This is a genomic window from Ralstonia sp. VS2407 (assembly GCF_052950655.1).
Genome location: NZ_JBRFVG010000005.1, coordinates 322820 through 347208, shown reverse-complemented (window position 1 = coordinate 347208; position 24389 = coordinate 322820). Strand labels below are relative to the sequence as shown.

The window sequence follows — 24389 nt, the reverse complement described above, 5'->3', positions numbered from 1 at the left end:
AACGCAGCCGTCAGGCCGCGGCAATCTCCATCAGCAACCCGCCGGGCGCAACCTGCGCCCCGACCTGGGTGAACAGCCCCCTCACCTCGCCTGCGAGCGGCGCGGCAATGCTGTGCTCCATCTTCATCGCCTCCACCACCAGCAGCACCTGACCGGCGCAGACGGCCTCCCCTTCGGCCACATGCACGGCAACGACGCGACCGTTCATCGGTGCGCTGATGCGGCCGCTGCCCGCTTGTGCGCCGCTGCGCTCCGCCTTGGCGTAGGTGGTGTCGACGGCGGTGTGTTCGATGCCATTCAGCACGAAGTGGCACGCAGCCGGGGTGAGGGCGTAGTCCACCGCGTGGCATGTGTCACCCAGCGCGAGCGTGAGGTGACCGTCGCCCTCAGACACAAGCGCAGCCTGCGCGGCACCGCCGTCCCAGGTCAGTTCCCATTGCTGCGCACCGAGCGCACGCAGGCGCATGTCGATGGCTTCACCGTCGAGCGTGAAACGGCACAGCCTCGGGTATGTGCGGCTGCTGGCCCAGCCGCGTAGTTCTGCGGGGTAGCGGCGTGCGGCGCCTTCGCGCAAGTGCGTGAGCAGCACGGCGGCCGCCTGGCAGACCGCTGCATCGGGTACGGCAGACTGGCGCATCGGGGCCTGGAAATGCCGCTCGATGAACGCGGTGGACACATCGCCGCCAAGGAACGCCGGATGCGCCACGCAATCGCGCAGAAACGCCCGGTTGGTTGGCAAGCCAAGCAGCAGGCAATCGTCCAAGGCGTGCGCAAGACGCCGGCATGCGTCAGCGCGGTCGGTGCCATGCGCGACGATCTTGGCGAGCATCGAGTCGTAGTACGGCGAAACGACGAGCCCATCGGCCAATGCATGGTCCGTGCGGACATCCTGCGGCGCACGCCAGCGGGCGACGGTGCCGCTCTGCGGCAGGAAATTCTGCTGCGGGTCTTCTGCGCACAACCGCACTTCGATGGCGTGGCCGCCTTGTGCACGGCGTGCATCGATGGCGTCTTGCGCCAGCGGCAACGGCTCGCCCAGCGACACGCGCAACTGCCACTCGACCAGGTCGACGCCGACGATCGCTTCGGTCACGGCATGCTCGACCTGCAGCCGCGTGTTCATCTCCATGAAGTAGAACGCGCCGTCCGGGGCGAGCAGGAATTCCAGCGTGCCCGCGCCCACGTAGCCGATGGCGCGTGCCGCCGCCACCGACACCGCACCCATGCGCGCGCGCAACTCGGGCGACACCGCGGGTGACGGCGATTCTTCGATCAGCTTCTGATGCCGACGCTGCACGGAGCAATCGCGCTCGCCGAGGTAAACCACGTTGCCATGCGTATCGGCAAACAGCTGAATCTCGATATGGCGCGGCTCGACGATGGCTTTTTCGAGGATCAACTCGCCCGAGCCAAACGCGTTCTCCGCTTCGGAACGCGCAGACTGCAGCGCCGCCGCAAACTCGTCCGCCCGCTCGACGCGCCGCATGCCGCGCCCACCGCCACCGGCCGCCGCCTTAATCATCACCGGATAGCCGATCCGTGCGGCTTCCTCCGCCATGCGCTCGGCGGATTGATCTTCGCCCTGGTAGCCCGGCACGCAGGGCACGCCGGCGGCTTCCATGAGGCGCTTGGCACCGGCCTTGTTGCCCATCGCGCGGATGGCATCTGCGGGTGGGCCGATGAAGACGAGGCCCGCGTCTGCGCACGCGTTGGCAAAGGCGTCGCTCTCCGCGAGGAAGCCGTAGGCCGGATGGACCGCCTGCGCACCCGACTTGCGCGCCGCCTCCAGCAACGCCGCAATGTTCAGGTACGACGCCTGCGGTTGCGATGCGCCAATCGGCAACGCCAGATCGGCCGCGCGGCAATGCGGCGCATCGCGGTCAGCGTCGGAATACACGGCAACGGTGCGCATGCCAAGGCGACGCGCCGTGCGCATGATGCGCAAAGCGATCTCGCCTCGGTTGGCGATGAGGACCGAGCGGAAGGCAGCATGCGGGGCGGCCATCGTTCAGCTCTTCTTGCCGGGCAGCGTGTTCATGTATTTGCAGATGATGCCGAGCATCACCTCGTCCGCGCCGCCGCCAATCGAGCCCAGGCGCCCGTCGCGGTAATAGCGCGAGACCGGGTTGTCCCACGTGAAGCCCATGCCGCCCCAGAACTGCAGGCAGGCATCGGGCACGATGCGCGCGAGCCGCCCGGCCTTGAGCTTGGCCATCGACGCCAGCTCCGTTACGTCCTGCCCGTGGATGTACAAGTCGCAGGCGCGATACGTGAGCGCGCGCAGCGCTTCCACCTCCGTCTTCAGCTCGGCCAGCTTGAAGTGCACCCACTGGTTGTCGAGCAGGCTGGCGCCGAAGAGCTTGCGTTCGCGCGCGTACTCGGCGGTGGTGTCGATACACATCGTCATCGTCGCCAGGCTGCTTGCCGCGGCCCACAGGCGCTCCTCCTGGAACTGCAGCATCTGGTACGTGAAGCCCTTGCCTTCCTCGCCGATGCGGTAGCGCTGGGGCACGCGCACGTCGTCAAAGTAGATGAGGCCCGTGTCCGACGAATTCATGCCGATCTTGCGGATCTTCTTGCCGACCGACACGCCCTTCGTGTTCATCGGCACGATGATGAGCGATTTGTTGCGGTGGGCCGCGTCATCGGACGTATTGGCCAGCAGGCACATCCAGTCGGCCTGCAAGCTGTTGGTGATCCACATCTTGCTGCCGTTGATGATGTAGTCGTCGCCGTCCTTGCGCGCGGTGGTCTTGATGCTCGCCACATCGGAGCCCGCACTCGGCTCCGACACGCCCACGCAGGCCACCGCATCGCCGCTGATCGCGGGCGCCAGGAACTGTGCGCGCAGTTCGTCCGAACCGAAGCGTGCAAGCGCGGGCGTCGCCATGTCGGTCTGCACGCCAATCGCCATCGGCACGCCGCCGCAGTGGATGTGCCCCAGCGTCTCGGCCATCGCCATTGCATATGAATAGTCGAGGCCCAGGCCGCCAAACTCGGACGGCTTGGCGATGCCGAGAAAGCCCAGCTCGCCCATCTTCTTGAAGAGCTGCTTGGCGGGAAACATCTCCGCCGCTTCCCATTCATCCACGTACGGGTTGATGTCGCTGTCGATGAAGCGTTTCAGGTTGCGCTGCAGTTCCTGATGTTCGTGGGTGAAGTGCATGGTGTCTCGCTCCGTTGTCCTGTTGTGCTCGGCAGTTCGTGTATGGATTTCGGGATGGCGCTACGGGCGCGCAACGCCAAACTGGATCGGATGCAGCGTTCGCCTGCGCGCCTCGTCGCAGACGGACAGCACGCAGGCGAGCACCTTGCGCGTGTCGCGCGGGTCGATCACGCCGTCGTCCAGCAGGCGGCCCGAGACGGTGAACGCGTCGGACTGCCGCTCGAACGTGTCGATCACCTTGGCGCGCATCGCTTCGATGGCGTCGTGGTCGACGGTCTGCGTCTTGCGTTGCATGCTGGCGGCCATGACGGTCGCCATGGTGCCGGCGGCCTGCTCGGCGCCCATCACGGCCGTCTTGGCGTTGGGCCAACTGAAGCAGAAATCCGGAAAGAAACCGCGCCCCGACATGCCGTAGTTGCCCGCCCCGAACGACGCACCGCAATGCACCGTGATGCGCGGCACGGTAGCGTTAGCCATGGCCTGGATCATCTTCGAGCCGTGCTTGATCATGCCGGCCTGCTCCGACGCCTTGCCGACGATGAAGCCGGTGGTGTTTTGCAGGTACAGCAGCGGCGTATCGGACTGGCAGCACGCCTGAATGAAGTGCACCACCTTGGTGGCGCCCGCCGGGTCCAGCGGCCCGTTGTTCGTGATGACGCCAACGCGCATGCCGCAGATGGCCGCGTGCCCGGTGACGGTGCCTGGGCCGTAGTCGAGCTTGAACTCCAGGAAGTCCGATCCATCGGCAATGCGGGCAATGACCTCGCGCATGTCCAGCGGCTTGCGGTGATCGCTCAGCGCTATGCCGAGCAATTCCTCCGCATCAAAGCGCGGCGGCACGTAGCGCCGATCCACTGCCGGCACATCGCGGTTCCAGTCGAGCGCAGCCACAAGTTCGCGCGCGATGCGCAGCGCATCCGCATCGTCTTCAGCCAGGTATTCGGCAAGGCCCGAGGTGGTGGCGTGCATCTCGGCACCGCCCAGTTCCTCTTCGGTGGCGATCTCGCCTGTGGCCGCTTTCAACAACGGCGGACCAGCGAGGAACGCGCGCGCCCTGTCGCGCACCATCACCACGTAGTCCGACAGGCCCGGCATGTACGCGCCGCCCGCCGTGCTCGACCCATGCACCACGCTGATCACCGGAATGCCCGCCGCCGACAGCCGCGCGAGCCAGTAGAAACCGCTGCCGCCGTGGATGAAGGTCTCCACGCGATACGTCAGCAGGTTGGCGCCGGCCGATTCGACGAGATGGATGAACGGCAGCTTCTGCTCCAGCGCAATGGCTTGCGCGCGCTGGAACTTCTCGATGCCCATCGGCTGCACGGCGCCTGCATCGATGCCCGCGTCATCGACGATGATCATCGCGCGCACGCCGCTCACCCAGCCGATACCCGCGATGAAGCCGCCGCCAGGAATGGAGCGCGCCGGGTCGGCGTGATCGAGGCAAAAACCCGCCAGCGTAGACAGCTCCAGAAACGGCGCACCGGCGTCGAGCAGGCGGCCAAGCCGGTCGCGCGGTAGCAGTTGCCCGCGTTGCTCGAAGCGCGCGCGCGAGGCTTCGGACTTGTCGCGCGTGCGGTTCTCCAGCGTGCGCAACTGGCCGACGCGCTCCGTGAGGGCAGCATGGTTCTGCCGATACGCGTCGCTCTGCGGCACGATGCGCGATTCAAGCGCTGGCATTGCGGTCCTCCTCGCCTTGCAGCACCTTGGGCGTCACGGCCAGGTGGAAGCCGTTGAACGGCTCAGCGCCATGACGCGGTGCCGGCATGGGTGCGCCTGGCCGCACGTTCGGCCGGCCGCCGTCCACGCGCAACGTCGTGCCGGTGATGAACGCCGCGGCTTCCGAGAGCAGATACACGATCGCCGACGACACTTCCGCCTCGGTGGCAAAGCGCCCAAGCGGCACGGTCGAAGGCATGCTGCGGATGGTCTCGGCCATCCACGGCGGATACGCATCCATGCCCGACGACGCCACGTAGCCCGGCGCCACCGCGTTCACGCGCACGCCGTACTGCGCCCACTCGAACGCGGCCGTCTCCGTAAAGTTGACCATGCCCGCACGCGCTGCGCCGGAGTGGCCCATGTTCGGCATGCCGCCCCACATGTCGGCCACGATGTTGACGATGGCACCGCCGCGCTGCTGCATCGCCTGGTTCAGGCACTCGCGCGCCATCAGGAAGCCGCCGGTCAGGTTCGTCTGCACAACGGCTTCCCAGCCCTTGGCGGAAATATCCTTGAGCGGCGCCGGAAACTGTCCGCCCGCGTTGTTGACGAGCGCGTCGATGCGGCCGTGTTCGCCGTAGATTTGCGCGACGGTGCCTTGCGCGGCAGCCTCGTCGCGGATGTTGCAAACGTAGGTGTGCGCGGTGCCGCCGGCTTCGACAATCTCCGTGCGCACGGCGGCAAGCTTCTCGGCATTGCGCCCCACCAAGGCGACCGCCGCACCCAGCGACGCCAACTCATGCGCCGTGCACCGGCCAATGCCGCTGCCGCCGCCCGTCACCACGGCCACCTGCCCCTGGAACAGCCCCGGTCGAAAGACTGAGCGATACATGGTTCTCTCCCTGAATGCTGAATGCGCTTTGGGTCCTTAGGCCCTTAGACCCAGCCGAGCTGGCGCGCGGCAAGGTCGTTGAGGACTTCCTCCGCGCCGCCGCCGATCATGTAGACCTTCACTTCACGATAGATGCGCTCCGACCTGGTGCCACGCATGAAGCCCATGCCGCCAAGCAGTTGCACGGCCGTGTCGGCGCAGAACTGCAGGCTCTGCGTGGCGAAGTTCTTCAGCATGCACAGCTGCGCGACCGGCGCATCGCCGGCTTGCATGCGCCGCATCAGGTCTTCAAGCAAGGCGCGCGTGGCTTCGATGCGCGTGGCCATCGCCACCAGTTTCTGCCGCACGACTTGATGCTGCACCAGGCGCTTGCCGAAGGTCTCTCGCTGGGTGGCCCATTCCACGGCTTCGGTCAGACATGTGCGCGCGAGGCCGTAGGCCTGCATTGCCAGCGCCAGGCGTTCGTGGTTGAAATTGCGCATGACCAGCTCGAAACCGCGGTTTTCCGCGCCGAGCAGGTTGCCGGCCGGCACGCGGCAGTTGTCGAAGTGCAGTTGTGCGGTGTCGGAGCACCACCAGCCCATCTTCTTGAGCGGCGTGCGGGACAGGCCCGGCGTATCGCCCTCCACCAGCAGCACGGAGATGCCGCCCGCGCCCGCACCGCCTGTGCGCACCGCCACGGTGATGTAATCCGCCCGCATGCCGGAGGTGATGAAGGTCTTGCTGCCGTTGACGATGTAGTGATCGCCGTCGCGCACCGCGCGTGTGCTGAGGTTGGCGACGTCCGAGCCTCCCGAAGGCTCGGTGATGGCAAGCGCGCTGATCTTCTCGCCCGACAGAATCGCCGCCAACACGCGCGCCTTCAGCTCGGCCGATCCCCCGGCAACAATGGGCGGCGCGCCGATCGTGTGGCTGAACAGCGAAGCGAGCAGGCCACCGCTGGCCGCCCGCGTCAGCTCTTCGATCATCGCCAGTTCAAGAAACAGGTCGCCCGGCGTGCCGCCGTATTCCTCGGGGAAACCGATGCCGAGCAAACCGAGATCGGCCGCCTCGCGGTACAGCGCACGCGGAAACGTCTCGGCCTCTTCCCACGCGTCGATGTTTGGCATCACGGCCTTGTCGACAAAGCGACGAACGGTCTCACGAAACGTTTCGTGATCGGCGTCGAAGCGGGCAGACGGCAGCAGACCTGAGAGCATGATCGCCTCGTCAATCAAGAATGGTCGACCGGCACACGCACCGGCATCGTCAGCAGCACCTGCGCCATGCCCTTGCCGAGCGGGTCGTTGCGCAGCGACGCCATGCCGCCACCGCCCAGCGCCTGCTCGCACACAAAATTGAGGGCGTGGATGCCGGGCAGGTCGTAGCGCGTTACACGCCCCTTCACGACGTGGGCAAGGTACGCGGCGACGGCGTCTTCCGTCAATTGCGCGCGCAGCAGCGGCAGGTCTTCAGGCCGACGCGCGATGACGCCGATATTGGACGTGTCGCCCTTGTCGCCGCTGCGCGCGTAGGCGAGGTCGATGAGGGGCACTTCGCGCGTTGGGCCAGGGGGCAATGCAACGGAGGCCTGCGCCGCAGCGGACGGTTCAAGCGCGGCGCCACCCGTCGGCACGGCGATGTCGATGCTGTCGCCACCCAGCAGCGTCACGCGCGCCTGCACGCGCGCCTTGTCGATCAGAAAAGCGTATTGCTTGATGGCAGGCACCACGCTTGGCCGCCCACCTGCGCCTGTCGTGCCCGGTGCCCACGACGTGCCGGCCGGGGCGATTTCGCGCGCGAACAGTTCCAACGCCTGCTTGTTTGGATGCGTCACCGCCAGCCACATCACCGATTCAAATCGCGGCACGTTCGGCTGATGCGGCCCGAACAGATACGCCGAACCGAGCGTCTCGATATGCGTTGCGCTGTAGTCCGGCAGGCCAAGCTGGCGGAACAGGCCGCGCGTGCGCTCCAGAATCGCCTCGGCCGTGCGATGCGCCTTGCGATCGGCGTCGATGCCGACGACGGTGAGCTGACCTGTCGCGCGATAGCCGTCGGCATACGTTGCGCTCACCTTGTAGTCGGGCGTGGGCGCGAGGCCGCGTGCGCCGCGCACTTCGACGCGATGCTCGGCCACCTGCGTCATCGTCACCTGCGTGAAGTCGCACACCACATCGGGCAGCACGTAGCGCGCCGGGTCACCGATTTCGTAGAGCAGCTGTTCGCCCACCGTCGCAGGCGTCACCAGCCCGCCCGTGCCGTCGGGCTTGGTAACGATGAAGCTGCCGTCGGCCCCGCATTCGACGATCGGGTAGCCGCTGTGCGCCCAGTCGGGCACGGCTTCCCAATCGGTGTGCAGTCCGCCCGCCCCCTGGCAGCCGCATTCAAGGATGTGCCCGGCGAGGCTGCCGGCGGCGAGCCGATCGTAGTCGTCGATAGCCCAGCCGAAGTGATGCATCAACGCGCCGAGCGTGACGGCGCTGTCGACGCATCGCCCGGTGATGACCACCTGCGCGCCCGCATCCAGCGCTGCCTTGATCGGCAACGCGCCGAGGTACGCATTGGCGCTCACCACCTTGTCGGGTAAGGGGCGGCCGCTTTGCAGCTCGCGCACACCTTCGTCGCGCAGCGCGGCCAGCAACGGCGTGACATCGTCGCCCTCCACAACGGCTATGCGCACGTTCACGCCCAGCTCAGCGGCCAACGCCTGCAGCGCGGCCGCGCATCCGCGCGGATTCACGCCGCCCGCGTTGGCGATGATGCGGATGTTCTGCGCCAGCGCATCCTTGAGCACCGCGCGCATCGCCACGCTCACAAAGTCGGTGGCGTAACCCTGCTCGGGGTTTTTCATGTGCGCGCTGGCCAGCAGCGACATGGTCAGCTCGGCCAGGTAATCGAAGACGAGAAAGTCGAGGCGGCCCGAGGCCACCAGTTGCAGCGGCCCGGTCACGCTGTCGCCCCAGAAACCGCTGGCTCCGCCGATGGAAACGGTGTCCTTGCGCATGTCAGCGCCCCGTCCAGTTGGGGGCGCGCTTTTCGCGAAAGGCGGCTTGGCCTTCCTGCGCATCTTCGGTCAGGGCGAACAGGCCGATCTGGCTTTCAGTGAACGCCATGGCCTGCTCGAAGCTGAGCGATTCCACCTGCTTGAGCGTGTACAGCCCGCGCCGGATGGCCGACGGCGATTTGTCGAGCAGCCGCGCAAGCAGCGCATCGACTGCTTCGTCAAGCGCTTCGGGCTCGGCAACTTCGTTGACGAGGCCGGCGGCGAGCGCGCGGTCTGCGCTGATCGGCTCGCCGGTCAGGCACAGCTCGTTCAGCACGCGGCGCGGCAACTGATGCTGCAGCACCGCCAACACCTGGGCGGGAAACACGCCGACCTTGACCTCCGGCAATCCGAACGTGGCGCTGCGGCTGGCCACCGCCAGATCGCACATCGCCAGCAAGCCCATGCCGCCCGCCATGCACGCACCGTTCACGCGGGCGATGAGCGGCACGGTGCAGCGGCGCGCCTGGCGAAACAGATCCGCCAGGGCCTGATGCGGCTGGGAATAGTCGAAGCGAAAGGATTGGCCGGTTTGCAGATCGGCGCCGGCACAGAAGGCACGCGTGCCGGTGCCGGTCAGCACCACGGCGCGCACGGAGGCGTCACGGCCGGCGTTGGCCAGCGCGGCCGTCAGCGCTTCGAGCACGGGTGCGTTGATCGCGTTGCGGCGGTCTTCGCGCCGAATGGTCAACCACAGCGCTTGGCCGCGCCGCTCGATGAGGAGTTCCGGGTCCATGCTCGCCTTGAAAAGGGATTCGGTTGAACAACCTGCCCGGCAATACTAAATCATTTGATTGAAAAAATGGAAGCGTTCGGATGCCGTAGCGCTCAACAATTTTCTACAGCGCCGCCGGATGGTCGTAACCCCATGATTTATATGACGATCCCACTGCGGCCGTAAGCAATTCGCCAGCTGGCGCGTTGACTCGTTCACATGCAAACAATAACAATTCTCATTTACAACAAGCATGTGACGAAAACTTTCAGGGGAGTGTCACCACGTCATGTCCGCAGCACAGATCGAACGCAAGCGCACCGAACATTCGGTGGTGGGCTACCTGACCGGCGCGATGAGCTTCGCGGTAGCTTCAGCACCGGCGCTGGCTGACACGAAGAAAGACGCCGTGTCCGCCACCCTGTCCGAGCAGACCGTGACCGGCAGCAGCGGCTTCAAGACCGATGCGGCCTCGGGGGGCAAATTCACTGCGCCGCTGCTCGATACGCCCAAGTCGGTCACGGTGATCCCCGCAGAGGTGTTGCAGGGCACCGGCTCCGTCACGCTTACCGAGGCGCTGCGCACGGTCCCGGGCATCGCGTTTGGCGCCGGCGAAGGCGGCAACCCCGTCGGCGATCGCCCGTTCATCCGCGGCTACGACGCGCAGGCCAGCACCTTCCTCGACGGGCTGCGCGACATCGGGGCGCAATCGCGCGAGATGTTCAACGTGGAATCGGTGGAAGTCATCAAGGGGCCGTCGGGCGCGTATGAGGGGCGCGGCGCGGCCGGCGGGGCGGTCAACATCGTCACAAAAACGCCGAAGCTTGAGCACTTCACCGAGGGCACGCTGTCGGTCGGCAACGCGGCCTACAAACGCGCCACGGCCGACGGCAACTACCAGATCGGCGAGCACGCCGCGTTCCGCCTGAACGCGATGGCGCACGATGCCGCCGTTGCCGGCCGCGACGTGACGAGCTTCAGCCGCTGGGGCATCGCGCCGTCCATCGCCTTTGGGCTGGGCACGCCCACGCGCGCCACGCTGTCGTACTACCACCTGCAATCGAACGACACGCCGGACACCGGCATTCCGTACAACAACGGCACGTTCAACCGCCGCACCGACGGCCGCCCGCAGCTGTTCGCCCCCGGCGACGGCGCACCCGTGAATGTCGATCGCAACGTCTACTACGGCCTGTCGCGCGACTTCCGCCGCGACCGCGCTGACATGGGCACCTTCACGCTGGAGCACGATGTGTCGACCGCGTTGAAGCTGCGCAACACCACGCGCATTGCCCGCACCAGCCAGGACACCATCTGGACGCAGCCCGACGACAGCCAGGGCAACATCTACTACGGCATGGTCTGGCGCCGCACCAATTCGCGATACTCGGTGGCTAATACCGTCGCCAACCAAACGGAAGCGACCGGCAAGTTCGACATCGGCGGCCTCAAGCACAGCTACGCGGCGGGTCTGGAGTTCTCGCGCGAGCGCAGCCGCAACGACACCTACGCCGTGGCCACCGGCAGCAATCGCTGCCCCAACGGCGTCGGCGCAGCGGGCGGCTACAACTGCACGGATCTGTTCAATCCAAACCCGAACGACCCGTGGGCGGGCAGCATCCGGCTCAACAACAATCCGGCAGAGACGACGGTGCGCACCCAGTCGGCCTACGTGTTTGACACGATCGAGCTGTCGCCGCGGTTGCAGGTCAACGGCGGCCTGCGCTTTGACCGCTATTCGGCATCGGCCACCACGTCAGCCAATGCGCAGGGCGTGCGTTCGACCTTCTCGCGTGACGACAACCTGCTGAACTACCAGCTCGGCCTCGTTTTCAAGCCTGCGCAGAACGGCAGCATCTATGTGGCGTACGGCACATCGTCGACACCGTCGGGCTCGGTGGCGGGCCAGGGCGCCGATACCAGCGCACTCACGCCGGACCGCTCGGGCAATCGCGGCGACGTGCTTGCTCCGGAAAAGAACCGCGCCTACGAACTCGGCACCAAGTGGAACGTGCTCGACAGCAAGCTTGCGCTGACAGCTGCGATCTTCCGCATCGAGACGACCAACGCCCGCATCGTGCAGCAGGACGGCACCGCCGCCATGGCCGGCAACAAGCGCGTCGATGGCTTCGAGTTGGGCTGGTCGGGCGCGCTGACCAACCGCTGGCAGGTGTTCGGCGGGTACACGTATCTGAAGAGCGAACTGCGCAACAACGGCGGCGCGGGCGCAGCCTTTGGCGGCACCAACGGTACAGCCTTCCCCAACACGCCGAAGAACAGCTTCAGCCTGTGGACGACGTATCAGCCGATGCCGAAGTTCACGGTGGGCGGCGGCGCGTACTACGTCTCGAAGGTGTGGGGCAGCGCCAACCCTGCCAACCCGAAGTGGGTGCCGGCGTACTGGCGCTTTGATGCCATGGCCGCGTACCTCATCGACAAGCACACCACCCTGCAGTTGAACGTGCAGAACGTGTTCGACAAGGTGTACTTCAACCAGGCGTATGCATCGCACTACGCATCGCTGGCGCCGGGCCGCACGGCCATCCTGACGCTGGGCATCCGCTACTGATGCCGCCTGACGCTGCAGCCACCGCTGCCGATGCGGCGGTGGTCGATGCGATCCACGCCGTGCTGACCGGCCCCGCTGAGCGCGCCGTGCGCTGGCTGGCGGCTGCCGCCCGGCGCGGGCACACCGAAGCGCAGGCCATCTTCGGTCAATGGCTGCTCGATGGCCGCGGCGTCGAACCCAATCCGGCCGAAGCGCTGTTCTGGTTCAAGACGGCCGCGCTATCGGGCCACGCGATGGCCGCCAACATGCTGGGCCGCTGCTATGAGCACGGCTGGGGCGCGCCCGCCTGCGACAGAACCGCCACACATTGGTACGCCCGCGCCGCCGATGCCGGTCTCGATTGGGGCCAGTACAACTACGCGACAAGCCTGCAACTCGGCCGCGGCATCCCGGCGGACCGCGCTCGCGCATTCGCACTCTTCCAGGCTGCAGCCGCACAAGGACACGCCAAGTCGGTCAATGTGCTGGGCGGCTTCTATGAAGACGGCTGGGAAGTCGAGGCCGACACCGCGATGGCCTTGCGCTGCTACCTGCGCGCCGCAGAGGGCGGCGATTTCCGCGGCCAGTTCAACGCTGCACGCCTGCTGGCAATCGCGGACCGCCCCGACGAGGCCCGCACCTGGATGCAAGCCGTACCGCACACAGCCACACCGGCCTTCCTCGCGAAGGCGCATGACTTTCTTGCCGGCCACCCCGATGCGCGTTTGCGTGCGCTGGCCCGCGTGCTGACCATCCCATCGCCATGTTGCTGAAGATTCCCGCCGTCCTCACCAAGGAACAGGTCGCGCAGTGCCGCGCCACCATAGACGCTGCCGAGTGGGTGGACGGCAAGGTCACGGCCGGCGCGCAGTCGGGCCAGGTGAAGCAGAACATGCAGCTGCCCGAGGGCTCGCCCGCTGCGCGCGAGGTCGGCAGCTTGATTCAGGATGCACTTTCGGCCAATACGTTGTTCTTCTCCGCCGCGTTGCCGCTTAAGTTGTTCCCGCCGCTGTTCAATCGCTACGCGGGCGGGCAGACCTTCGGCAACCACGTCGACAACGCCGTGCGCCACCTGCGTGGCACCGATTTCCGCATCCGCAGCGACCTCTCCTGCACGCTGTTCCTGACCGAGCCTGAAGACTACGACGGTGGCGAACTCGTCATCGACGACACCTTCGGTGAACACCGCGTCAGGCTTGCGGCGGGCGACATGGTGCTCTACCCCAGCAGCAGCCTGCACCGCGTCACGCCCGTTACACGCGGCGCACGCGTCTGCTCGTTCTTCTGGCTGCAGAGCATGGTGCGCAGCGACGCGCATCGCACGCTGCTGTTCCAGATGGATACGGAACTGCAGCGGCTGATGGGGTTGCTGGGTCAGGACGACCCGTCCGTCATCGCCCTGACGGGGACGTATCACAACCTGCTGCGCGAATGGGCGGAGGCCTAGGCAGCCGCCCCATGCGCCTCAGGCAAAGTACGCCCGCATCTCCTTGAGCAACGCCTCCGGTGCCTCTTCCGGCACGTAGTGGCCGCATGGCACCGTGCCGCCGCTCACTTCGTCCGCCACGGCACTCCACAGCTCCAACGGCTTGAAGCAGCGTTGGATCACGCCGTGCTCGCCCCACAGCACGCGCAGCGGCACGCTCACGCGCTTACCGGCGTCGCGGTCGGCGCGATCATGTTCGAGGTCGATGGTGGCGGCGGCGCGGTAGTCCTCGCACATGGCGTGCACGCAGGCGGGCTCGCGCATGGCAGCGGCGTAGGTCGCCATTGCTTCCGGGGCGAACGGTTCGAGCCCCGCGTGGCGCAGGCCCATCAGCTTGCCGATGTAGAAATCGGGCGTGGCGTTGATGAGCGTCTCGGGAAACGGCGCGGGCTGGATCAGGAAGAACCAATGCCAGTAAGCAGTAGCAAACGCCATGTCAGTGTCCTCGTACATCGCCAGCGTGGGGGCGATGTCGAGCAGCATGGCGCGCTCGACGTGCAAGGGGTGATCCACACACAGGCGATGCGCCACGCGCGCCCCGCGGTCATGCGCGCACAGCCGGAAGCGGCCGAAGCCGAGTGCGCGCATGACCTCCACCTGGTCCTGCGCCATGGTGCGCTTGCTGTATTCCGCGTGCCGGGCGCTGCCGGCCGGCTTGGACGAAGCGCCGTAGCCGCGCAGATCGGTCGCAACGACGGTGTAATCGCGCGCCAATTCATGCGCGACCTTGTGCCAGATCACATGGCTTTGCGGATGACCATGCAGCAACAGCAGCGGCGGACCGCTGCCGCCGATCACCCCCGCGATCTCCACCCCGTTGACCATTTGGCGGAACGGACGAAAGCCGGGAAACAGCGCGGCGTCTGCAGCAGCGGTGGCGGCATCGATGGAAAGCGGCGTGGTCATGCAAGTCTCCGGTGATCAGTCGTGGGGGAAGCAATGCGTGGCGAATGCTCCGCATGCTAGCGCAGAGCGGGCACGCGCGTTGCGGCACCGTCCACTGCCGTTCCCTTCTTTCGCTTTCCCCTGATAAGGAGTTCGCCATGACCCCATTGCAAGACTTGCGCATCGCCATCCTCGTCGACGATTTGTTCGAGCAGGCCGAGCTGGCCAGCCCCAAGCAGGCGCTGGAAGACGCCGGTGCCAACGTCAGCATCGTCGCGCCGAAAGGCCCCAGCGTGACCGGCCTGCACCACGCCGACAAGGGCGATACCTTCAAGGTGGACCTGACGCTGGACCAGGCCAAGGCCGACGACTTCGATGGCCTAGTGCTGCCGGGCGGCGTCTTCAACGCTGATGCGTTGCGCGTCGTGCCGGCCGCACAGGCCTTCGTGAAAGCGTTCGAGCGCGCGCAAAAGCCGATCGCCGTGATCTGCCACGGGCCGTGGCTGTTGGTGTCTGCGGGCTTGGTGCGCGGGCGCACGCTGACGAGCTGGCCGACGCTGCAGGACGATATTCGCAATGCCGGCGGCATGTGGGTGGACCGCGAAGTGGTGGCCGACCGCAACTGGGTCAGCAGCCGCAAACCCGATGACCTGCCCGCCTTCAACCGCGCCTTCATTGAACTGCTGACGCAGCACGCCCACGTCTGAGCCCGGTGGATGACCGTGCACGGCGGGGTGCCGGATCGTTCCTATAATCGAACGACATGCCCTGCCCTGTTGTGCCGGTTTGCCAGACCAGGAGACGCCATGCCCGCCGCCAAGCACCTGCCGCCCGCGCTGCAGCACCTGACGCTGCCCGTGATCGGTTCGCCGATGTTCATCGTCAGCTATCCGGAACTGGTGCTGGCGCAATGCAAGGCCGGCATCGTCGGGGCGTTTCCGGCGCTCAATGCGCGCCCGGCCGAAGTGCTGGACGACTGGCTCACGCAGATGAACGAGGAACTGGCGGCATACCGCACGGCGCATCCGCACGAGGTGGTCGGACCGATCGCCGTCAATCAGATCGTGCACCACTCAAACGCGCGGCTGGAGCAGGACGTGGCCACGTGCGTCAAGCACAAGGTGCCGATCTTCATCACCTCGTTGCGCGCGCCGGTCAAGGAGATCCTGGATGCCGTGCATAGCTATGGCGGCATCGTCCTGCACGACGTGATCAACCTGCGCCATGCCGAAAAGGCGCTGGAAGCCGGCGTCGACGGGCTGATCCTGGTGGCCGCGGGTGCGGGCGGGCATGCCGGCACGCTGTCGCCCTTTGCGCTGGTGGGCGAGGTGCGGCGCATCTTCGACGGACCGATCGCGCTGTCGGGCGCCATTGCCACGGGCGATGCCATCCTGGCCGCGCAGGCCATGGGCGCCGACCTCGCCTATATCGGCACGCGCTTCATCGCCAGCCAGGAGGCCCACGCGGCCGAAAGCTACAAGCAAGCGATCCTGCGCGCCGCCGCATCGGACATCGTCTACACCAACCTTTTTACCGGCGTGCACGGCAACTACATCCGCGAGAGCATTGAACTGGCGGGCCTGGACCCGGCCGCCCTGCCGGAGGCCGACAAATCGAAGATGAACTTTGGCGACGGCAGCTCGCGCGCCAAAGCCTGGAAAGACATCTGGGGCGCGGGCCAGGGTGTCGGGCAGATCGCCGATCTGCCGCCCGCCGCCGACATCGTGGCGCGCCTGAAGGCCGAATACGACGCGGCAAAGTTGCGCCTCGCGCTGCACCTGCGCCTCTAGAAACCGCCTGCGCCCAGCCATGCGTGCGTGCCCCACCGCACTTGAATTGACTTGCGCTGGCGGCGCTTCTACATTCCAAAGATTCAAGACACGATATGCGTGGGGCTGCGGGATCGGCCACCGCGCAACCGTATGCGCAAGCATCCTTGGGGGGATGTTCGACAGGCGTCTGCTTTCCTGTTGCGCGCACCGACGACAAAAGGAGAACAAGATGACGCACTGCCCTGCGCCCGCGCGCCCGCTTACCAAGCTGGCCGCTGTGGCGCTGAGCGTGGCGGCCTCGGCGCTTACCCTGGGCCTGACCGGCTGCTCCACCCAAAACGCCGCGACCACGGCACCGATCGAACAACGTCTGCCGCAACCGAACGAAGCGCTCGTGCGCTCGGCCTATGTCTACGCGTTTCCGTTGATGATGACCGACGCGCTGCTGCAGACGACGTCTGCGCTGGCGCCTGCCGGCACGTTCATGCACCAGCGCACGCTGGAAGACGAAGCCCTGCCCACCGGCGTGCGCGCCCGCGTGGACGTACTCGCCAGCAGCGCCTTCATTGATTTGCGGAACGGCCCGGTCGTCCTGAGCCTGCCCGACGCCGGGCGCCGGCACGTCTGGGTGGCACTGCACGACGGGTGGAACGACGTGTTCGAATCGCTCGGCAACCGCACCACCGGGGCGCGTGCCGCGCACTACGCCATCACGCCGCCGGGTTGGGACGGCACGCTGCCCACGGGCGTCAAGCAGATTGCCGCGCCGACCAGCCTCGTCTGGGTGGTGGCACGGACGCCGGTGGCCGGACCGCGCGACCTGAGCGCCGCACGCCGCATACAGGACCGCTACCGCATCACCCCGCTGGAGGTCTTCGGCAAGACCACCCCGCGCGAGGCCGAAGCCGGGGCAAAGGTGAACGCGGACAAGGCCACCGACCTCGACGTCAGCCTGGATGCCGCGCGCCGCCGCGTCACCGCGCTGGACGCCAACAGTTACTTCACGCGCTTTGCCGAGCTGCTCAAGGACAATCCGCCGCACGCGGCCGATTCGACGATGCTGCAATCGTTGCGTGATCTGGGCATCGTGCCCGGTGCGCCGTTCGACGCCAAAGCTGTAAGCGCCGCCAACCTGAAGGTGATGGACGCCGGCGTGGCAGCCGCACGCGAGACGCTGGCGCTCGCCGTCAAGCAGCCGCCCGTCACGCAGAACGGCTGGTTCATCCCGCGCATGGTCGGCGCCTACGGGCTGGATTACGCCCAGCGTGCCATCGTGGCGTGGAACGGTGGCGGCACCGACCTGCCGCAGGACATGCTCATCGCCACCGCCACGACCGACGCCAACGGCATGGCGCTGGACAGCACGCACCGCTACGTACTGCATTTCGAGCGCAACCAGCTCCCGCCCGAAAATGCCGGCTGGGCTGTCGCCGCCCTGTCGACTGTCGGGCAGCCCCGCCAGGCGTCCGAACGCCGGGGCCTGCGCAGCGTGCTGAGCGAAGCAGATCGCCCGCGCCTGAACCGCGATGGCTCGCTCGACATTTTGATCCAGCGGGCTCCGCCCAAGGGCATGCGCAACAATTGGCTGCCACCGCCCACCGGCCCGTTCCTGCTGCGCATGCAACTGACCTGGCCCAAGGAAGCGGCACTCGACGCATCGTGGCTGCCGCCTGCCCTGCAGCGGCGGGACACAGCCATCCAATAGCCCCGGTAATAGCGGCCGAGCGCGTAATCAGGCCTCGGCCACCCGCACCACGAGCTTGCCGAAGTTGCGTCCTTCGAGCAGGCCGATGAACGCGGCTGGGGCGTTCTCCTCGCTCTCGCCACCGCGATGGCTCCCGCCGTCTGGGCAACGCACGACCCAGAGCGGGGTCACTAGGGTCGTGCCGCATATTCCAGTTTTCTAGATAAAATTTCTATTAAACTGGATCACATGGACATCCACCAACGTATCGCCCAGCGCCTGCGCGAACTGCGCGACGCCCAGGGCCTCTCGCTCGAGGCGCTGGCAGAACGCAGCCAGGTCAGCCGTTCGGCCATCTCCCTGATCGAACGCGGCCAGAGCAGCCCGACCGCAGCGGTGCTCGATCGGCTCAGTTCCGCGCTGGGCGTGACGCTTGCCTCGCTGTTCGAAGACAGTGCAGCGCCCGCCGTCGAGCCTTCGCCGGTATCACGCGCGGCGGAGCAGCCGGAGTGGACCGACCCCGCGTCCGGCTACGTGCGGCGCAACCTGTCGCCGGCAGCGCGTTCGCCGCTGCAGCTCGTCGAGGTGCACTTTCCGCCCGGCCAGCGCGTCGCCTACGACACCGGCGCGCGCGATGCCGAGATCCACCAGCAGGTGTGGATCATCGAAGGCACGATGGAAATGACCGTGGGCGACGCGCACTGGCGCCTCAATGCCGGCGATTGCCTGACCATGCGGCTGGACTGTCCGATCGTCTATCACAACCCCACGCGGCGGCCGGCCCGCTACCTCGTCGCACTCACAACCGTATCCGCTGCCCACTGGAGGCCCTGATGATCGATACCCTGACCATTCGGCGCGTGGGCGCCAACGAGGCAAGCGCGTGTGTGGATGCGCTGGCCGATGTGCTGATCGATTGCGTGGAGGGCGGCGCGTCCGTCAGCTTCATGGCGCCGCTGTCGCAAGACAAGGCGCGGGCATTCTGGCGCGGGGTGGCCGACGGCGTGGCGAAGGGCGAGCGCGCGCTGCTGATTGCCGAAGATGCGGCCGGCGCCATCCTCGGCACCGTGCAGTTGGTGTTGGCGCAGCCGGAAAACCAGCCGCACCGCGCCGACGTCGCCAAGATGCTCGTACACCGCCGCGCCCGTCGGCAAGGCCTGGCGCAGCGGTTGATGGCGGCCATCGAAGACGAAGCGCGCGCCGAAGGCAAGACGGTGCTCGTGCTCGACACGGTGACGGGCGGCGATGCCGAACGGCTGTACGCACGCGCCGGCTGGCAGCGCGTGGGTGTGGTACCCAACTACGCGCTGATGCCCGACGGCGCGCTCTGCGGGACGACGTTCTTCTGCAAGCAGTTGGGCGCCGCGGATTAAATCGTCAACGTGCCGCGGCCGATTTCGATCACGCGGCCACCCACGTGGATCGTGCCGTCGGCATCCACACGCAGCGTGAGGTGGCAGGGTCGCCCCACTGCAGCGCCCTGCTCGATGCGGTAGCTGGCCGGCAACGCATGGCCGGTCGACCGCAGCCAGCCGCCCAGGTTGGCACACGCCGAGCCGGTGCCCGGGTCTTCCCACAGGCCGGTGCCGTATTCGAAGAAGAAACGCGAGACCACCGGATCGTTGCTACCAGGCGCCGGCATGGTGAAGACGTACGCGTTGCGCCCGTCGTTGCGGCTGCGCGGCCACGCATCGAAGGCGGACGGATCGGGCCGGGCGCGCTCCACATGCGCGCGCGTCTTGACCGGCACCATTAGTTGCTCGATCCCTGCATCAACCCACAGCGGCGGCCCCGCCAGCGCATCGGCGTCCAACCCGAGCATCTGGGCGATGGCCGGATCGGCTTCGCGCGTATTCAGCGCGCCGGAGCGCGGAGGCACCAGCGACCACCCCTCGTCCTGCGCCGTCAATGACACGATGCCCGACTGGCAACGCAGCGTCAGTTCATTGCCCGGGCCATACAGCTCGCGCACCACTTGCGCGGTGCCCAGCGACGGGTGGCCGGCAAACGGCATCTCGTAATCGGGCGTGAAGATGCGGAAACGCGCCGTGGCGCCATCCGTGTCGTCGGGAAAAATGAACGTGATCTCGGACAGGTTGAACTGGCGTCCGATGGCCTGCATGGTGGCGTCGTCCAGGCCCCGTCCGTCTTCGAAGACGGCGAGCTGGTTGCCGCCGAACGTGGATTCGGCAAAGACGTTGAGCAGGCGGAAGGCGTAGCGCGACATGGTGGCGTCCGAAGTGTTGGAGAAGAAAAAAACGGTGTGGCGATGCGTCATCATCAACGCACCACCACACCGTCTCCATGCACACTTCCAGACACTTTGCGCGAATCCGGCCTGACAGTTGGCGGACAGCGCAAACGTCAGAGGCTTACTTCCGATAGTCGTACACGCCGCGGCCGGTCTTGCGGCCCAGGTAGCCGGCGGCCACCATTTCGCGCATCAGCATGGCGGGGCGGTATTTCGGGTCGGCAAACTCGGTATACAGCACTTCCATCACGGCGAGCATGGTGTCCAGGCCGATCATGTCGGCCAGCGCCAGCGGCCCGATCGGGTGGTTGCAGCCGAGCTTCATGCCTTCGTCGATTTCCTCCGGCGAGGCCAGGCCCTCGCCCAGCACGCAGAACGCCTCGTTGATCATCGGGCACAGGATGCGGTTGACGACAAAGCCCGGGCTGTTCTTGACCGTGATCGGCGTCTTGCCCAGTTGCTTGGCCAGCGCTTCCACCGCCGCATGCGTGGCATCGCTCGTCTGCAGGCCGCGGATGACTTCCACCAACGCCATCATCGGCACCGGGTTGAAGAAGTGCATGCCGATGAAGCGGCTCGCGTCTTGCAGCACGGCGGCCAGCTTGGTGATCGAGATCGACGACGTGTTCGACGCCACGATTGCGTGCGGCGCTGCGGCAGCCTCGAGCTGCTTGAGGATCTTCACCTTCAGGTCGAAGTTCTCGGTGGCGGCCTCGATGACGAGGTCGGCGCGCTTGAGGTCGTCGTACGACGTGGAGCCCTGAATGCGGGCGAGCGCTGCGGCCTTGTCGGCTTCGGTCAGTTTTTCTTTCTTGATGAGGCGGTCGAGGCTGCCGGCCACGGTGGCAATGCCTTTCTGCACGGCGGCATCGCTGATGTCCACCATCACCACATCCAGCCCGACGACGGCGCACGCTTGCGCAATGCCGTTGCCCATTGTTCCGGCACCGACGATGCCGACGACTTGAATTGCCATGAACTGATCCTCGCTTGGTATTGGAATGAGAGATGGAAATGAAACAGATTGCAAAGGATAAACGACGCGGCGATGCGCAGAAAAGCCTGGCCAACGCTCCCGTCACATTCCACCGGATCGCCGTATGATGGCCGGCGTCGCGCCACCCTTTCAACTCAGGCGCCAGGACGCTGCAAATGGACCGTTTTCTCAGTATCGAAGCCTTCGTGCGCGTGGCAGAAACGCGCAGCTTTGCCGAAGCCGCCCGCCAATTGGGCGTGACCAATTCGGTGGTCACCAACCGCGTGCAGCAACTGGAGCGCTTTATTGAAGCGCCGCTGTTTCACCGCAGCACGCGGCACGTGCGCTTGTCCGAAGTGGGCGAGACCTACTACAAGCAATGCGCCGAAGCCGTCTGCATGCTGACGGACCTCACCGACCAGATGCGCGGCCTGCGCGCCACGCCCGCCGGCAAATTGCGCATCCGCATGCTGCCCGGATACGCGCTCAGCCATTTCGCCGAGCCGCTGGCGAGGTTCGGTGCGCAGTACCCCGATATCCAGCTCGACGTGGTGGTGGACGACAGCGTGGTCGACCCGATTGCCGAAGGCTTCGACGTGGCGTTCCAGATTTTCCCGCCCATCAATGATTCGCTGATCGAGCGGCGCCTGTTCATGCTGCGGCGCATGTTCTGCGCCACGCCTGCGTACATTGAAGAGTACGGCCTGCCGCAGCAGCCGGCCGACCTGCTGCAGCATTCGCTGGCGCTGTACTCCGGCTACCCGACGCGCAAGCGCTGGGAGTTCTCGCGCAACGGCGAAACCCTCCCCGCGATGGACCTGCCCGAGCAGGTGCGCTCCAACTCCGTGCATCTGCTGCGCGACTACGCGCTGACCAGCGCCGGCATCGCCTGCCTGCCCACCCTCGTCATCAGCGACGATCTGGTCGCCGGCCGCCTCGTGCCGGTGCTGGCCGACTACGACCTCACACCGCTGCACTTCTCGGCCGTGTATCCGGCAACGCAGCGCCAGGCAGTCAAGGTGTGCGCACTGATCGATTGCCTTGCCAGCCACCACGCCGGCGAGCCTGCCTGGGACGCACCTTTGCTCGAGCGCGGCTGGGTCCGCTAACGGCCACGCGCGTCGAATCCCACGACCGGCGCGCGTGTCCAGGGTACCGACGGAATGTTTCGGGAAGTCGCGACGATTGTTCGGCAATCGCAAAAACTGCACTCGCCGATTGGGGCGTTGCGCCCGGAACGCAACTTCCTATGATGGATGGGCCGTTGATCGCGCCGCGCCGATGCGGCGCCAGGTCTGCAGCATCCCCCCCTCGCATCTCCTATCGGAAACTGGATACGGCCATGAATCCCAAGCTGGAAGTCCTCACCCCCCAGAACTGTCAACTGATCTTCATCGACCACCAGCCGCAAATGGCCTTCGGCGTGCAGTCGATCGATCGCCAGGTCCTGAAGAACAACACCGTTGGCCTTGCCAAGGCCGCGAAGATCTTCAACATCCCCACCACCATTACGACCGTCGAGTCGCAAAGCTTCTCCGGCTATACCTACCCGGAGCTGCTCGACGTGTTTCCGGATCAGCCACTGCTCGAACGCACCTCGATGAACTCCTGGGACGACCAGAAGGTGCGCGATGCCCTGGCAAAGAACGGCCGCAAGAAGGTGGTCGTCTCGGGCCTGTGGACGGAGGTGTGCAACTGCACCTTCGCGCTGTCGGCCATGCACGATGCCGACTACGAGATCTACATGGTTGCCGACGCCTCGGGCGGCACCTCAAAGGAGGCGCACGACTACGCCATGCAGCGCATGGTCCAGGCCGGCGTGGTGCCCGTGACGTGGCAACAGGTGCTGCTGGAATGGCAGCGTGACTGGGCCCACCGCGACACGTATGACGCCGTCATGAAGCTGGTGAAGGAACACTCCGGCGCCTACGGCATGGGCGTCGACTACGCCTACACGATGGTGCACAAGGCCCCGCAACGCACCGCGACGCCGCACGAGGCGCTGGCTGCCGTGGCTGCCAACTGATCGCGCTGCCGACCCTAAAACAAGACGCTGCTCCGGCCGGGCGACGCATGTGCAACCGCATGCGTCGCCCCGTCGTCCATTCAACCAGCCACCACCCTCTCTCTCATTCCCATGCAAACGATTACCACCCAAGACGGTACGCGCATCTTTTACAAGGACTGGGGCAGCGGCAAGCCCGTCGTCTTCTCGCACGGCTGGCCGCTCAATGCCGACGCGTGGGACGCGCAGATGCTGTTCCTCGTGCAAAAGGGCTTTCGTGTCATCGCGCATGACCGGCGCGGCCATGGCCGTTCCGACCAGCCGTCGCAGGGCAACGACATGGACACCTATGCCGACGACCTCGCAGCGCTGCTCGATGCACTCGACATCCAGGGCGCCACGCTGGTCGGCCATTCCACCGGCGGCGGCGAAGTCGCGCACTACATCGGCCGCCATGGCACCAAGCGCGTCGCCCGCGCCGTGCTGATCGGCGCGGTGCCGCCCATCATGCTCAAGACGGCCGCCAACCCGAAGGGCTTGCCGATGGACGTGTTCGACGGCATCCGCAAGGGTGTGGCGGAGAACCGCTCGCAGTTCTACCGCGATCTCGCCACGCCGTTCTTCGGCTTCAACCGGCCGGGTGCGAAGGTCTCGCAGGGCACCATCGATGCTTTCTGGGCGCAGGGCATGACCGGCGGCATTCACGGCCAGTACCTGTGCATCAAGGAATTCTCCGAAGTCGACTACACCGAAGACCTGAAGAAGATCGACGTGCCGGTGCTGTTTCTGCATGGCGACGACGACCAGATCGTGCCGATCGACAATTCGGCCAGGCTGGGCGTGGAGCTGGTGAAGAACGGGACGCTGAAGGTCTATCCGGGCGGCCCGCACGGCATGTGCGTGACCGAGGCGGACAAGGTCAACGCGGACCTGCTGGCCTTCCTCAGCACCTGATCGGCACGGGCGGCGCCGTTTGCGCGCGCCGCCCTTGGCATCCTGGAGCCCTCCTCGTGAAGCCCTATCTCATCTCCATCGGCGTCGGCATGCTGGTCGGCGTCATCTATGCGTTGTTGCACGTCCGCTCACCGGCGCCACCGGCGATCGCACTGGTCGGGCTGTTGGGCATGCTGATCGGCGAACAGATCGTGCCGGCCGCGCAGCGCCTGCTGGCCGGCGAGCCGATCACCATGGCGTGGTTCCGCCACGAGTGCGTGCCGAAGATCACGGGCGCGCCGGCCCAGGCGGCACCCGAGGCACCGCCGACAAACCTTGCTGCCAGCGGTGAGCCCGGCAGCACCAAGCCGCGCAATCCAAGCTGACGC

The 24389-nt window shown here is 66.4% G+C and carries 22 protein-coding genes; 12 read left to right on the top strand and 10 right to left on the bottom strand.

The window, feature by feature from the left end; all coding sequences use genetic code 11:
* Nucleotides 1-10: 10 nt before the first annotated feature.
* Genes ACU8YE_RS11580 through ACU8YE_RS11550 form a run of 7 tightly spaced genes read right to left on the bottom strand, consistent with a single transcriptional unit; the run spans nt 11 to nt 9481 of the window.
* Nucleotides 11-2005 carry an acetyl/propionyl/methylcrotonyl-CoA carboxylase subunit alpha gene (locus ACU8YE_RS11580; RefSeq protein WP_446928750.1) on the bottom strand — a complete coding sequence of 665 codons (1995 nt, stop codon included), beginning with the start codon at nt 2003-2005 and terminating at the stop codon, nt 11-13.
* A gap of 3 nt (nt 2006-2008) precedes the next feature.
* The gene (locus ACU8YE_RS11575; protein WP_446928749.1) at nt 2009-3166 is read right to left on the bottom strand and encodes an acyl-CoA dehydrogenase family protein; all 1158 of its coding nucleotides are present in this window, start codon (nt 3164-3166) and stop codon (nt 2009-2011) included.
* A 60-nt stretch (nt 3167-3226) separates the two neighbouring features.
* Nucleotides 3227-4846, bottom strand: coding sequence for an acyl-CoA carboxylase subunit beta (locus ACU8YE_RS11570; protein WP_446928748.1), 1620 nt, complete (start codon nt 4844-4846; stop codon nt 3227-3229).
* Nucleotides 4833-5720, bottom strand: coding sequence for an SDR family oxidoreductase (locus ACU8YE_RS11565; RefSeq protein ID WP_446928747.1), 888 nt, complete (start codon nt 5718-5720; stop codon nt 4833-4835). The genes ACU8YE_RS11570 and ACU8YE_RS11565 overlap by 14 nt, the downstream gene beginning before the upstream one ends.
* 44 nt (nt 5721-5764) lie before the next feature.
* A complete protein-coding gene (locus ACU8YE_RS11560; RefSeq protein ID WP_446928746.1) occupies nt 5765-6919 on the bottom strand; it encodes an acyl-CoA dehydrogenase family protein in 1155 nt (384 codons plus the stop codon).
* A 14-nt stretch (nt 6920-6933) separates the two neighbouring features.
* The gene (locus ACU8YE_RS11555; protein WP_446928745.1) at nt 6934-8706 is read right to left on the bottom strand and encodes an acyclic terpene utilization AtuA family protein; all 1773 of its coding nucleotides are present in this window, start codon (nt 8704-8706) and stop codon (nt 6934-6936) included.
* 1 nt (nt 8707) lies between these two features.
* Nucleotides 8708-9481, bottom strand: coding sequence for an enoyl-CoA hydratase/isomerase family protein (locus ACU8YE_RS11550; RefSeq protein WP_446928744.1), 774 nt, complete (start codon nt 9479-9481; stop codon nt 8708-8710).
* A 268-nt stretch (nt 9482-9749) separates the two neighbouring features.
* Here ACU8YE_RS11550 and ACU8YE_RS11545 point away from each other — a divergent pair, with 268 nt between their 5' ends.
* Genes ACU8YE_RS11545 through ACU8YE_RS11535 form a run of 3 tightly spaced genes read left to right on the top strand, consistent with a single transcriptional unit; the run spans nt 9750 to nt 13455 of the window.
* Nucleotides 9750-12029, top strand: coding sequence for a TonB-dependent receptor (locus ACU8YE_RS11545; RefSeq protein ID WP_446928743.1), 2280 nt, complete (start codon nt 9750-9752; stop codon nt 12027-12029).
* Entirely contained in the window at nt 12029-12781 is a 753-nt protein-coding gene (locus tag ACU8YE_RS11540) for a tetratricopeptide repeat protein (protein WP_446928742.1), read from the top strand. The genes ACU8YE_RS11545 and ACU8YE_RS11540 overlap by 1 nt, the downstream gene beginning before the upstream one ends.
* On the top strand, nt 12772-13455 hold the full coding sequence (locus ACU8YE_RS11535) for a Fe2+-dependent dioxygenase (protein WP_446928741.1): 684 nt from the start codon (nt 12772-12774) through the stop codon (nt 13453-13455). Before ACU8YE_RS11540 ends, ACU8YE_RS11535 begins: the two co-directional genes overlap by 10 nt.
* A gap of 18 nt (nt 13456-13473) precedes the next feature.
* Here ACU8YE_RS11535 and ACU8YE_RS11530 read toward each other — a convergent pair whose 3' ends face one another.
* Nucleotides 13474-14400: an alpha/beta fold hydrolase gene (locus ACU8YE_RS11530; protein ID WP_446928740.1), complete on the bottom strand. Its 927-nt coding sequence runs from the start codon at nt 14398-14400 to the stop codon at nt 13474-13476.
* Between the two features lie 137 nt (nt 14401-14537).
* Between ACU8YE_RS11530 and ACU8YE_RS11525 the strand changes: the two genes are divergently transcribed.
* From ACU8YE_RS11525 to ACU8YE_RS11505, 5 genes are all read left to right on the top strand, one after another.
* Nucleotides 14538-15086: a type 1 glutamine amidotransferase domain-containing protein gene (locus ACU8YE_RS11525; protein ID WP_414560071.1), complete on the top strand. Its 549-nt coding sequence runs from the start codon at nt 14538-14540 to the stop codon at nt 15084-15086.
* 99 nt (nt 15087-15185) lie between these two features.
* Nucleotides 15186-16169 (top strand): NAD(P)H-dependent flavin oxidoreductase, encoded by a 984-nt coding sequence (locus tag ACU8YE_RS11520; RefSeq protein ID WP_260804071.1) that lies wholly within the window; start codon nt 15186-15188, stop codon nt 16167-16169.
* Nucleotides 16170-16380: 211 nt separating this feature from the next.
* Entirely contained in the window at nt 16381-17856 is a 1476-nt protein-coding gene (locus ACU8YE_RS11515) for a DUF1254 domain-containing protein (protein ID WP_440838675.1), read from the top strand.
* Between the two features lie 228 nt (nt 17857-18084).
* On the top strand, nt 18085-18669 hold the full coding sequence (locus ACU8YE_RS11510; RefSeq protein ID WP_260804074.1) for a helix-turn-helix domain-containing protein: 585 nt from the start codon (nt 18085-18087) through the stop codon (nt 18667-18669).
* The gene (locus ACU8YE_RS11505; RefSeq protein ID WP_446928739.1) at nt 18669-19208 is read left to right on the top strand and encodes an N-acetyltransferase family protein; all 540 of its coding nucleotides are present in this window, start codon (nt 18669-18671) and stop codon (nt 19206-19208) included. Before ACU8YE_RS11510 ends, ACU8YE_RS11505 begins: the two co-directional genes overlap by 1 nt.
* On the opposite strand, the gene ACU8YE_RS11500 is transcribed toward ACU8YE_RS11505, so the two are convergent.
* Together ACU8YE_RS11500 and ACU8YE_RS11495 are read right to left on the bottom strand one after the other, a co-directional pair.
* Nucleotides 19205-20062, bottom strand: coding sequence for a PhzF family phenazine biosynthesis protein (locus tag ACU8YE_RS11500; RefSeq protein WP_232043082.1), 858 nt, complete (start codon nt 20060-20062; stop codon nt 19205-19207). The two genes, ACU8YE_RS11505 and ACU8YE_RS11500, sit on opposite strands and share 4 nt — an antisense overlap.
* A 145-nt stretch (nt 20063-20207) precedes the next feature.
* The gene (locus ACU8YE_RS11495) at nt 20208-21062 is read right to left on the bottom strand and encodes a 3-hydroxybutyryl-CoA dehydrogenase (protein ID WP_232041709.1); all 855 of its coding nucleotides are present in this window, start codon (nt 21060-21062) and stop codon (nt 20208-20210) included.
* Between the two features lie 176 nt (nt 21063-21238).
* Here ACU8YE_RS11495 and ACU8YE_RS11490 point away from each other — a divergent pair, with 176 nt between their 5' ends.
* From ACU8YE_RS11490 to ACU8YE_RS11475, 4 genes are all read left to right on the top strand, one after another.
* Complete coding sequence (locus ACU8YE_RS11490; protein WP_446928738.1) at nt 21239-22171, top strand: LysR family transcriptional regulator; 933 nt, start codon at nt 21239-21241, stop codon at nt 22169-22171.
* A gap of 233 nt (nt 22172-22404) precedes the next feature.
* Nucleotides 22405-23088 carry a hydrolase gene (locus ACU8YE_RS11485; RefSeq protein WP_232041707.1) on the top strand — a complete coding sequence of 228 codons (684 nt, stop codon included), beginning with the start codon at nt 22405-22407 and terminating at the stop codon, nt 23086-23088.
* 111 nt (nt 23089-23199) lie between these two features.
* The gene (locus ACU8YE_RS11480; RefSeq protein ID WP_316868151.1) at nt 23200-24021 is read left to right on the top strand and encodes an alpha/beta fold hydrolase; all 822 of its coding nucleotides are present in this window, start codon (nt 23200-23202) and stop codon (nt 24019-24021) included.
* Between the two features lie 56 nt (nt 24022-24077).
* Nucleotides 24078-24386, top strand: coding sequence for a XapX domain-containing protein (locus tag ACU8YE_RS11475; RefSeq protein ID WP_232041705.1), 309 nt, complete (start codon nt 24078-24080; stop codon nt 24384-24386).
* The last annotated feature ends 3 nt before the right edge of the window (nt 24387-24389 follow it).